Source organism: Shinella sp. BE166 (assembly GCF_051201095.1).
GTDB classification, from domain to species: domain Bacteria; phylum Pseudomonadota; class Alphaproteobacteria; order Rhizobiales; family Rhizobiaceae; genus Shinella; species Shinella lacus.
Genome location: NZ_JBPEHL010000044.1, coordinates 1 through 10,981 on the forward strand (window position 1 = coordinate 1; position 10,981 = coordinate 10,981).

Sequence of the window (10,981 nt, forward strand, 5' to 3'; positions counted from 1 at the left end):
GCTCTGAAATCGACATATGTCCAAGCCCTCTTTCGAGATTGAACATCGACAATCATAAGCTGATCCGGAAGGTGGGGTCAGGACGGCGCTTACGAAGAGTTCGACGCCGTGTACGCTGAAAGCGACGCGATCTCCCGGAGCGTCTGGGCCAATTACACAGTCGTGGCGGTTGATGACCAGGATGAAACACGAGATTGCGGCACGAATCGGGAGCTTTATCGGTCACGCGAACTCGCTGTGCTTCGGATCGATGCACTCGACGACAACCGTTAGGCCGAGACTTTTGCTGAGCGCCAGATGGTTTGATGACCGACTGGTCCGGAGCGAAACAGACATGCGTTATGACCATTCGATTGGGCGTCTGCAGGCCCGACCGCCGACATCAACGCTTCAGTGATCCAAATACCCACTTTAGCGCTAAGATATGCTGACCGTACATAGCCTCCTGTGGGCTCGTCTTAGCGTTCGCCGTATTCCGCCCGACGCTGAAGTTGAGCATGGAAACTGGCGGTCGCCAGGTCGCATTGATTTTACCGACACTGACGCCGGGGGCCCCCGTCGAACGGCTGGTATGAATTATCTTCAGGGCGGTAAGACCTATAGCGCTTGCTGCACCTGTAGACATGGCTGTCCAAGTCCGCGACGATTTCTGTCACAACCGTGTCGCCAAGCGCACGGCGTGCGCTCGAAAGCACCTCGTCGGCGGCTCCATTTTCCTCAAGAGGCATTTCGCTATCAATTGCAATGTAGGGAGAAACACAAAGCCTGCGTTTACCGTGGTAGGGTTGATAGGTGCCATCGTCGACTCGGTAGGAATTATACCTCGACACGCACCATTGCACATGTTCGCGCGGCAAGGTCATGGCACGTTGGTTGTCCTGTTGGTCGATCGAGCCAGAAACCAGCGCGTCCGAATCGTCATTCGATAAAACTTCTCGTTCAACGCTCTCGATGTCGGGGCTGATCGATCCGGTGTGCAAAACAGATTCCTGGCGAGCAGCATCTCGCTCCAGCTGTTGCTCGTTGCGCGTGACGACGGTGGGCTCTGTGGTCCACAAATCCGATATTTCGGAAGTTTCTGAAATCGAAGCCTGTTCAGGTGTTGATAGATAGAAAACGGAACCGAGCACCCCGACTGTAAATGTAAAAATTGAAAGCAGAAGGCCCGCGATTAGGGCCGCCAACGTTTTCATAATTGCACCTCCATGGAGCGCCCGGCGTAGTTCGCGTTTGGCGGCTTAGCGCAGGCCGAGAAATGAAAGAACTAAAAGGACGACGACGATGAGGCCAACAATGTAAATGATGCGATTCATGACTGTTCTCCGGTTTTTTGAGCATTATCCCGACGACGATGGCAGGCGGCTCCAGAGCCGCCTGCTTTATAAGCTAGCGGCGATATCGTAGCCGCTCATTTTCGATCTCCGCCGGTCCATAGGGATCGAGACTGTCGTCAAAGCGCGACCAGCCCTGCTCGGTATAGGCCGCGCGACGGGCGGTCGGATCGACCCAGTTATTCCGGCGAAGTATGGCCTCCGCTTCCACGTATACGCTCTCGTCCACGCGCGCTGTCACCAGCGTTCCGCCGCGGCGAACACCTTCCGCATAGACATGCGCATGATCCTCAGGAATGCCGGACTCCGTCAGGGCGCCGATAAGACCACCGGCTGCGCCGCCAGCCACAGCTCCCGCAACGGCACCTGCGGCCGTTGCCGCGAGCCACCCCGCCGCGACAACTGGACCGACGCCCGGGATAGCCATGATTCCGAGGCCTGTTAGCAAACCGCCGACGCCGCCGACGGCAGCGCCGATACCGGCGCCCGTGCCCGCACCTTCCGCGGCATTGTTGTCATTGCCATGTCGCTTGGCGGCATTGTTGGAAACGATGCTTATATCGCTTGAAGGAACGCCTCGTGCCTCAAGGGCGCTGACGGCGGCGCTTGCATCCGAATACTCGTCGAACAGTCCGGTAACGGTTTTCATTGGAAATCTCCTGAATCGTGAAGGTTATTTGGCGACGATGTTGCCCTGATAATCGAGCGCGACGGCCACAGCCTTACCGTCCCTCATCGCCTTGCCTTGCCAGACACCCTTGTCATCGAGAGTCAAGCCGGTGACATCCGCATATCCTGCTTCGGTTATGCGTTCCTTCGCCTGGTCCTCGGTGAAGCTATTGGCACCCTCGACCGGCGCGGTCGCATTCTTGGTATCTGGTGTGGCGACCGCCGGGGTGTCGCCTTCCGTCGTCGTAGTGGTAGACGTCTGAGCAAAGGCGCCAAAGGTCGACGCACCGACAAGCGCTGCGGCTAGGAGAAGTTTTTTCATGGTAACGTCCTCATTTCCAAGGGTTATGTCGCGCTGTAAAAATGACGGGCCGAAAAAATAGTTCCGGTCTGGCGCGCGGATCAGACCTTTGTCCCTATCGGATCGGCATTGGTCCGACGACGGAACCTTCCTCACTCAAACCGCTTCCTTTGCCGTCCAACCTAAAGGAGTGGAACAATGAAACTTAACCTTCTTGCATCGGCTGCCATCGCAGCCGCTCTCTTCACATCACCGGTGATGGCCGATGACGATAATGATGGCGCCGTTACCGGTGCTGCCGGTGGCGCGGTAACTGGTGCAGTCGTCGGCGGTCCGGTAGGCGCCGTGGTCGGTGGTGTTGTCGGCGCTATCGCAGGCACTGCGCTTGACCCGCCGCCGCGCAAGGTGGTTACCTATGTCGAGCAGCAACCTATCCCATCCGAGACGATCGTCGTCGAGGAAGTGGTGGAAGTCGGCAAGCCCTTGCCCAAGACCGTGGTGCTGACTCCGATCCCGGAAGACCCGACCTACGCCTACGCTGTGGTAAACAAGCAGAGGGTCATCGTCGATCCCAGCACTTACACGGTGGTGCAGGTACTCAACTGACGCAACTCCGCCTGCCATCCTTACCGACGGCAGGCGGTCCCCCACATGGAACTAACTCCCCGTTTGCTCGTTTGTCGGATCATCTTTGGGTAGTGCGTTGTATGGAGGCGAAGGGAACAGGAGGTGCTAACGCGCGTGAACGCATCGGATCCCGCGTGTACAGGATCGGAACGACCGACCTCCCACTATTCTTTTTGGGGGCGTCAAACCCTCGCCCGGCAGTTCTTCATCGCCGGCAGCGCATTCTCCCTGGCGGCGATGGCCCTTGTCGGGTTATTCGTGACACAGCTTATCGAGCAGACTGTTACTCGTAATGCCGCCTCTGCCACAGCTCTATATGTCGATAGCATAATTGCTCCTCTCCTCCCTGATATGGCGAGCAACGATATTCTCGATGAGACGAGTAGCCGCGCCCTTGATGAAACCCTTGCGCAAGGTCCGTTGGGCGAGCGGCTAAAAGCATTTCGTCTATGGGCTCGTGACGGCCGGATCCTGTATTCGAGTGACCCGTCTCAAATCGGAGGACAGTTTACGCCAAGTGAGGATTTGAAAAAGGCATTCGGCGGAGAGCTTGTTGCCGAGTTCGACGAACTCGACGATATCGAAAGTGCGGCCGAGCGGGAGTCTGGCCTTCCGCTGCTCGAGATCTATAGCCCGCTTCTGCAACCATGGTCCGGTGAAGTTGTTGCTGTCACGGAATTTTACGAAGTTGCACAGGGTTTGAAGGCGGATCTGTCCGTCGCCCGATGGCAGAGTTGGAGCGCGGTGGCGACTGTCACGCTTGCGTTCTTTCTCTCGCTGTCAGCAATCGTTTTCCGAGGAAGCAGGACAATCGACCACCAAAGTAGGGAGCTTCAGTCTCGCGTTTCGGAACTCACACAGCTTCTCAGCCAAAATGACGCTTTGAAGTCTCGAATTCAGCGCGCAGCCGCTGCGACAACTGCCCTGAACGAAAGCTATCTTCGCAATCTCGGAGCAGACCTCCACGACGGTCCGGCGCAACTGGTCGCCTTCGCCGCTTTGCGTGTCGATAGCGGTCTGTTGACTGATCCCACCACTTCCACGGAACGCCGGGAGAAAGAAGTCAGTGTCATCAAGACCAGTCTTGATGAGGCTATGACTGAGATACGCACGATATGCAGCGGACTGGTGCTGCCGCATATCGAATCAATCAGTCTCGAAGAGATGTTGGCAGAGTTGCTAAACAGCTATGGCGCCCGCACCGGCACGGCAGTCGAACTACACAATCGTGCTATAGTCTCGATTTTGCCGATAGCGGCAAAAATCTGCATTTATCGTTTCATTCAGGAAGCTCTCAACAACGGTTACAAACACGCTGCCGGGGTAGGCCAGTGGATCGCCATAGCGCCCTATGGTGATGGGATCGAGGTCCAAGTCGGCGACGCAGGGCCTGGGCTCTTACGTCAGAGCTCAGGTGGTAGCAGCATCGGTTTGGCCGGAATGAGAGACCGAGTTGAAAGCCTAGGTGGTGCATTCAGCGTAGCGACTGCCCCCGCTGGCACAATAGTGACAATGAGATTGCCGCTCCACGACATGGAGACATCGACATGAATACCATCCGCGTTGCGGTCGTTGACGACCACCCCATCTTCCGAGAGGGGGTAGCGAGTTGCTTAATCGAGATCGGTGGTTACGACATCGTCGGTAAAGGCGGAAGTTGTGACGATGCCCTGGCGATCGCACAACAGGTTGATCCCGACGTCATGCTGTTAGATATCTCGATGCCGGGAGGTGGCCTCAATGCTTTGGCCTCGATCCTGGACCGACGGCCGGCGCAAAAAATCATCATGCTAACCGTATCGGAAGCTCATTCAGATATCGCAACGGCCTTGAAGCTCGGAGCCAAGGGCTACGTGCTTAAAGGTGTCGGATCTCGAATGCTCTCGGAAATCTTGCGCGCTGTACAGGGCGGCGAGATGTACCTGTCGCCAACCCTATCCGCGCGGATGATCGCAGGTCTGTCGCACACAGCGGCCTCTGCAGGACCAGTAGGGATTGGGGAGCTGACGGAGCGCGAGCACGCCGTTCTGCGCCTTGTCTCAGCGGGGTTGAGCAACAAACGAATTGCGCGCGATCTCGATCTTCATGAGAAGACGATTAAACATCATTTGACGCGTATATTCAATAAATTGAACGTCAGCAACCGGACCGAGGCAGCGATGGCCTTCCGGGATGCAGTTGAAACGCACCGGCCATCCGCTGGTTAGGGCACGATCGTCTTGAGCCAAAGGCGCGTGCGGTCCTGCGCGGTTGCCCTTCGGTTGACAATTGTTCGACCTCTCGGATCTTTCATGATGAAGCGGCCTTTGACGACCTGCTCCTGGTAGCCATTACGATAGCGAACGGCAACGGAATTGGGCGTGACTTCCTTCTTGGTTACGGAGGCAGCGCGACCCTTTGCTTTGCCATTGGAGCCATTTGGCCCCTTGTCTTTGCCGTCGGACTCGCCCTTGCCGCCTTTGCTATCAGATCCCCCCTTGTCGCCCCCGCCGCCGCCATTTCCGCCGCCGTTCTTCGCATCCGCGCTGGCAAGCGTGATGGAGGGGACGCTTGCCTTCCACCTGACATGAACGGGTACTGCAGCGACCGCCAAGGCGATGCTGATCGTTAACACGGCGGTTGCGGGTTTGTAGGGCTTCATCATACACATCCTGCGTTCTTGCCGATGAAACGCGCAAGAACATTATACGTTCATTCATGTGGCTGAAGTTGGGACTGATGTCGGAATGACCGGTCCATTGGTCCAGTCTGGGAAAGCCTTTAGTCCTGTCCTCTTCGGCAGAAGCCTCATCCCTGGAACACCGCCAGCGGTCTTCCGTTGACGGCTCCGTGTGCATTCTAAGCGCGCAGAGCAACAAACGGAAGGAATGAGCCTCATGAATATCGTCTCGAGAAAAGCGATCGCTGCTGTCCTGCTGGGCAGCACTGCCTTCATGGGTGGAATGGCCATCGCACAGGACCAATCCGTAGATGGCGCCGGCACGTCGCAGAACGGTGCAAAGGTGATTCTCCCCCAGGACGGAGCGTCCGGCGAGGTGGACACAAGGGCCGGCGCGAACACGTCGGTGGAGGGAAGTGAAGTTGGCGCCGATGCTGCTGCGTCAAAGAAGCTCGAAAACGGTTCTGTAGCCGAAAGTTCTGCGCAGTCCGAGAGCAGCGGCAGCAACTCCGAGACAGCCAGATCGGCGGGTAGCGGCGTGGACGAAGACAATGCCAAGTCCCCACAGCTTGACGCCAATGGGCAACCCTCGACGGCCGCAACTGTCGAAAAAGATGCTAAAGCTTCGGCTGACGCGCCAGCCACCGAGCAATCCAATGAGGCCGCGACAAGCGAGCCGTCGAACGAAATCACGGCGAGCATCGATATTACGACCGAGCAGCGCACAGAGATTCGCAACGTGATCGTCGAGACCAAGGCGGAGCCCGTTGATCTCGATATCGAGGTCAATGTCGGCGTCATCGTTCCCAGGACGGTCGAGCTTCGGCCGTTGCCGTCCCGCATCATCGAAATCGTACCGGCCTACCGCAGCTACGAATATTTCGTGCTGGCCGATGGCCGCATCATCATCGTCGAACCTGGCACTTTGGAGGTGGTTTACGTTATCGCCGCGTGATCGACGAGTTGAGACCCTTGAGAAGGGGCGAGCATCACCGCCCCTTCGCACTTCCGGAAAGGAACTAAGTTATGACGAAACGCGCGTTCGATAAATCGGCCGATCAAGAGTTCAACGTAGGCTTCCCCATAGGAATTATTGTCTTCTGCATGCTTGGAATTTCCGCCTATCTTGCTGTTATGGGTGTGGAGATCCCGCCGCCTTCAACGAAGGTGTATCTGGCCTCGGACGTTAACGGAAACCCGTGATGTTGTCCCTCGCGTTCGAACATATGTCCACAACACCCCTGGAGTTCAGGCAAATGAGCAGGTCTCTCTATCGGTATCTCCTAACACGGTTGGAGAACAACGAACCAACGATCGCTTCGCTCGAGCAGACGATTGAGGACATCAAGGCAATATTAGCTGCCAGCAACGTCCCGATCCCGGAGGGGCTCGCTCAACTCCACCAGTCCGGCACCATCAAGATCATCGATGATGTCCCAGCTGGAAAGATCGAGACAATTCTCATGGCGAGAGCAGATCGTGCCGGCGCAAGCGAACCGTCACGAACGGGGGAGGTAAAGTAGCCAGTGCGGAAGCGCTTTCGAAGACGCGGCAAGGACGACGACGACGCTGGCGCAGCATTCACAATTTTGAGCGTTTGACAGCCGGTCTCACGATATAGAGAGAACCAGACGCCTCCTTTCGCGTTCCAACGCGAACACGGGGAGTGACCCATGAATCGACGAATTGGCTTTCAAATCCTGGCACGCAGTGGTTATGTCGCTCGAGGGATCGTGTTCCTTCTTCTGGCGGCTTTGGCACTGTACACGGGAACTGCGACGACGAAATCTGCGCTCGATTCCCTGCTTGACCAACCATTCGGCCGGTTATGGCTTGGGCTGATTGGCTTAGGCCTTGTTGGGTTCGTGGCCTGGCGACTGGCGCAATCGATCGCTAACGCTGACAATCACGAGCAGGACTTCAAGGGCTACACGGTCAGGGCCATGTTGTTTGGCAGCGCGGCGGTTTACATAAGCCTCGCGTACTACAGCTTTGACCACGCGTTTGGCATTGCGGCTGCACGAAGCTCCGACGGTGAAAAGGACCTCGCCGGTTGGGCAATGGCGCAACCGTTTGGTCGCTACTTCGCAGCGTTGATCGGGTCCGGTTTCTTGGTCGGGGGCGTGGTCACGGTCGCAAAAGGCGTGATGGGAAAATACGAGCGATACCTTGAACCGCAGGCAAGGGGTAGCACGCTGATAAAAATCATCTGCGTGTACGGGCTTGGCGCTCGCGGCGTCCTGTTTGCGGTCGCCGGTGTGTTCTTCTGTTATGCGGCGTTCACTCTCGATCCTCAACAAGCAGGCAGCCTTGCTGATGCACTCATTTGGTTGCGTCAACTGCCGTTTGGAGGGATCCTCTATGTACTGGCGGCACCAGGTCTATTCTCATTTGGCGGATACAATCTTATCGAGGCACGGTATCGGTTGGTCCACACGCCCGATCTGGGTGACGCGCGAAAAGCGGTTTCGCCGAACGAACAGTCCGGATTAGAAGATTGCCCTCCCCGGCGGTAAAAGCTGGGCGTCTGGTCCGCTACCGTACAGAGCTCGCTTAACGGACGATTCAGTTACCTGTACTACGGTTGCCGGCTGACGCTGAACGCAGGCATGACGCCGAGCAACCGCCCGATGTGTGGGCATCCTTGTCGTCATGGATTGACTATGACCGTTACTCCGCGACTTCGCGCCCGCCTTTTTGCCGTCTCGATGACGAGCGCACTAATTCTATCAACGCTCGGTGGACTAGCATATGTCGTGTCAGGCGCAATCTCCTCCATGGCTGCATCGGCTGACGAGATGGACGATATGCGCGCGCTCGCAGCAGCGAAAGGCGCTTTAGACGCGTTGAGAAAACAACTGGGCGCAACCGTCAGAGACAACGCCTATTGGGACGACGCTTACTTAAGCCTTAAGGGAAATGGAGCGCAGGCCTGGGCAACTGAAAACTGGGGAGCCACAACCGCTGATTACCCATTGTATGATACCGCAATCGTTTTAGACGCGGCAGGTAGCGCCTTAATGGCCTATCATAAGGGCATAACCCTGACCGACGAAGCTGTTGAGCGTTTCTTTCTCGGTAAGCTTCCCAAAATCGTTGCCACCGCGCGTGATGTTGAATATGCCGCGGACGACCTCCCTGTCGCTTTTGCAAAAACGAGCGAGGGGATGGCACTTGTTGGCGCGGCGGCAATTCAGCCAGCCGATGATGCCGAATTTGACATGAAAAACGCCAACGTGCTCCTCTTTTCTAAGCAGATGAGTGCGAACGTCGTAGCCGAGATCGCTCGGACATTCAGTATTGCAGGTCTTGCAGTGGAGGTTGGGCCGGGAAACCCAGCGATGCTGCATGCAGACGTGCTGGATATTGACGGCCATGAGATCGGAAGGGTGACGTGGCCGCCGATGCATCCTGGGACTGCAAGCTATAATCGTGCGCGGCCAACGATCATCCTAGCTGCAATAGTGCTCGTATCTGTACTCCTAGCTGTGATGATCTGCGGACTATTGATATTTCGTGGCCTGCGGAAAAGTGAACAGGTCGCTAGATACAAGGCACGCCATGATGCCCTTACAGGCCTTTGGAACCGAGCTGGGTGCCTGGAACAGCTCGATGAAATGCTACGTCCCGAGACTGGAGGATCCAATGCAAACCTATATATCCTTGACCTTGACGGCTTCAAACCAGTTAACGACGCGTGGGGACACCCGGTTGGCGATAAACTGATTAACGCAGTTGCCGTGAGACTCCTAGAGGGCCTTCCTGTAAGCGCTATCGTGGCACGTCTCGGTGGCGATGAATTCGCGGTACTGAGCGCAACCGATAATATCGGATCCAACTCCACCGTGCATGAAACCATCCTCCGCGCGCTATCGATACCGTTCAAAATCGAGGGGAGAACGATAGAGATCGGTGGCAGTATCGGCTGGGCAAGGGCCGGGAACGGTGCGCTGGACAGCACCGAACTTCTCCGGCGCGCTGATCTCGCTTTATACCGGGCAAAGAGCGTCGGGCGAGGTGTAGCGGTTGAATACGAACCCGGCTTGGACGAAGAAGCGATTTGGCATGCTGAACTCGAGCAAGAGTTGCGCCTGGGTCTCCTGGCAGGCGAAATCCACGTCGTATTCCAACCATTGATCGAGGCATCCACCCGCGAGATCGGAGGCGTGGAAGCTCTCGCACGCTGGAGCAGTCCGACACGAGGATCGATATCGCCAGAGACCTTTATTGGCGTCGCTGAAAAGGCCGGTTTGATCGATCAACTCGGTCTTCAGGTCTTGCGAATGGCAATTCGAGAGAGTGCACGATGGCCGTCTATAGGGGTAGCCGTGAATATCTCTCCTCTTCAACTAAAAAACCCCTATCTCTGCAGGCAGATCAAAGAGGTCCTTGAGGAATATCGTTTCCACCCCGCTCGACTGACAATCGAGGTAACTGAAGGGGTATTTATCTCTAATCCAGCCCAGGCAAAGCGAGCGTTTGATGGATTGCGGAAACTGGGGGTCAAGATCGCACTCGACGACTTCGGATGCGGCTATGCCAGTATTGGCACACTAAGAGAGTTCGGATTTGATAGCATGAAAATCGACCGCTCCCTCGTCTTCAATCTTGACAAGGAGGGCAATGGGGGAGCCGTGCTGCATGCAACGGTAGCCCTTGCGAACGCGTTGAATCTGCCGGTAACGGCAGAAGGAATCGAGACCGAAGCGCAGGCTACTGCCGTTCGCCTGTCGGGTTGCGACCGTCTCCAGGGTTACCTCTTCAGCAAACCAGTCGATGCAACAGAAATCACACGACGGTACTTCAAGGCACACCAACAATTGGTCGGCTAATCGGCACGTTTTCGAAATGTCTTCCGTGGCTCGCCTAGGCATATGACCCGACCTAAAGCTGCCGATCGTATCTGGTTCCGTGTTTATCGGCTTTTTGTCCCAGTGGACGCACGGGCGGTAACGTCGAGGTCAACCGTTCTACGATTTTGGACGACCTCCCACGGGCCAGTTCGACTAAATGCAAAAAAAGAGCTGCTTCCGGTGATGCTGTTGCTCAATCTCAGGGCCCGAAATCTTCTGTCCGACGTAGATTCCGTAATGGACTTGTGTCTTTCGACCAAAACAGCATGCTTCACCGTGACTTTCACTGGGGTGATGGCCATTGGTTTTCTTCGTTTGGCAGATTTGACACAGACCTGGCGGAAGCAAAACTCGATTATGTGGGTAAAGGCCTACGTCGTAAGCACTGGCATGCCTCAATAGCCATTTTCTTTTACACCGTGAATAGCCCCGAGTTTCGTAGACACCTGAATAGCCCCGAGTTTCGTAGACACCCTCGGGTTAGATTTTCTGCTGCTTCTCGAACTCGACGGGCGACAGCATCCCGTTCCTGACGTGTTTG

General features: G+C 56.3%; 12 protein-coding genes. 8 read left to right on the forward strand and 4 right to left on the reverse strand.

Annotated features, from left to right (window positions below; genetic code table 11):
• Nucleotides 1-530: 530 nt before the first annotated feature.
• The 3 genes from J2Y63_RS34805 to J2Y63_RS34815 form a co-directional block, all read right to left on the reverse strand.
• Nucleotides 531-1,193, reverse strand: a complete 663-nt coding sequence (locus tag J2Y63_RS34805) for a BA14K family protein (protein WP_256120280.1) — start codon at nt 1,191-1,193, stop codon at nt 531-533.
• Between the two features lie 193 nt (nt 1,194-1,386).
• Nucleotides 1,387-1,980: a general stress protein gene (locus tag J2Y63_RS34810; RefSeq protein ID WP_435269750.1), complete on the reverse strand. Its 594-nt coding sequence runs from the start codon at nt 1,978-1,980 to the stop codon at nt 1,387-1,389.
• Nucleotides 1,981-2,004: 24 nt separating this feature from the next.
• Nucleotides 2,005-2,322, reverse strand: a complete 318-nt coding sequence (locus J2Y63_RS34815; protein WP_435269751.1) for a PepSY domain-containing protein — start codon at nt 2,320-2,322, stop codon at nt 2,005-2,007.
• A gap of 177 nt (nt 2,323-2,499) precedes the next feature.
• Here J2Y63_RS34815 and J2Y63_RS34820 point away from each other — a divergent pair, with 177 nt between their 5' ends.
• From J2Y63_RS34820 to J2Y63_RS34830, 3 genes are all read left to right on the forward strand, one after another.
• Nucleotides 2,500-2,907 (forward strand): DUF1236 domain-containing protein, encoded by a 408-nt coding sequence (locus J2Y63_RS34820; protein WP_256120283.1) that lies wholly within the window; start codon nt 2,500-2,502, stop codon nt 2,905-2,907.
• A 135-nt stretch (nt 2,908-3,042) separates the two neighbouring features.
• Entirely contained in the window at nt 3,043-4,479 is a 1,437-nt protein-coding gene (locus J2Y63_RS34825; RefSeq protein ID WP_256120284.1) for a sensor histidine kinase, read from the forward strand.
• Nucleotides 4,476-5,135 (forward strand): response regulator, encoded by a 660-nt coding sequence (locus tag J2Y63_RS34830; protein ID WP_435269752.1) that lies wholly within the window; start codon nt 4,476-4,478, stop codon nt 5,133-5,135. Before J2Y63_RS34825 ends, J2Y63_RS34830 begins: the two co-directional genes overlap by 4 nt.
• On the opposite strand, the gene J2Y63_RS34835 is transcribed toward J2Y63_RS34830, so the two are convergent.
• Nucleotides 5,132-5,569, reverse strand: a complete 438-nt coding sequence (locus J2Y63_RS34835) for a hypothetical protein (RefSeq protein WP_435269753.1) — start codon at nt 5,567-5,569, stop codon at nt 5,132-5,134. The two genes, J2Y63_RS34830 and J2Y63_RS34835, sit on opposite strands and share 4 nt — an antisense overlap.
• A 235-nt stretch (nt 5,570-5,804) precedes the next feature.
• On the opposite strand from J2Y63_RS34835, the gene J2Y63_RS34840 reads away from it, so the two are divergent.
• The 5 genes from J2Y63_RS34840 to J2Y63_RS34860 all read left to right on the forward strand — a co-directional run bounded on the left by J2Y63_RS34840 (nt 5,805) and on the right by J2Y63_RS34860 (nt 10,419).
• A complete protein-coding gene (locus tag J2Y63_RS34840) occupies nt 5,805-6,542 on the forward strand; it encodes a DUF1236 domain-containing protein (RefSeq protein ID WP_435269754.1) in 738 nt (245 codons plus the stop codon).
• A gap of 71 nt (nt 6,543-6,613) precedes the next feature.
• Nucleotides 6,614-6,790 carry a hypothetical protein gene (locus J2Y63_RS34845; RefSeq protein ID WP_435269755.1) on the forward strand — a complete coding sequence of 59 codons (177 nt, stop codon included), beginning with the start codon at nt 6,614-6,616 and terminating at the stop codon, nt 6,788-6,790.
• Nucleotides 6,790-7,110 (forward strand): hypothetical protein, encoded by a 321-nt coding sequence (locus J2Y63_RS34850; RefSeq protein WP_435269756.1) that lies wholly within the window; start codon nt 6,790-6,792, stop codon nt 7,108-7,110. The genes J2Y63_RS34845 and J2Y63_RS34850 overlap by 1 nt, the downstream gene beginning before the upstream one ends.
• Nucleotides 7,111-7,260: 150 nt before the next feature.
• Nucleotides 7,261-8,103 (forward strand): DUF1206 domain-containing protein, encoded by an 843-nt coding sequence (locus J2Y63_RS34855; protein ID WP_435269757.1) that lies wholly within the window; start codon nt 7,261-7,263, stop codon nt 8,101-8,103.
• 261 nt (nt 8,104-8,364) lie between these two features.
• Nucleotides 8,365-10,419 carry a putative bifunctional diguanylate cyclase/phosphodiesterase gene (locus J2Y63_RS34860; RefSeq protein WP_435269758.1) on the forward strand — a complete coding sequence of 685 codons (2,055 nt, stop codon included), beginning with the start codon at nt 8,365-8,367 and terminating at the stop codon, nt 10,417-10,419.
• The last annotated feature ends 562 nt before the right edge of the window (nt 10,420-10,981 follow it).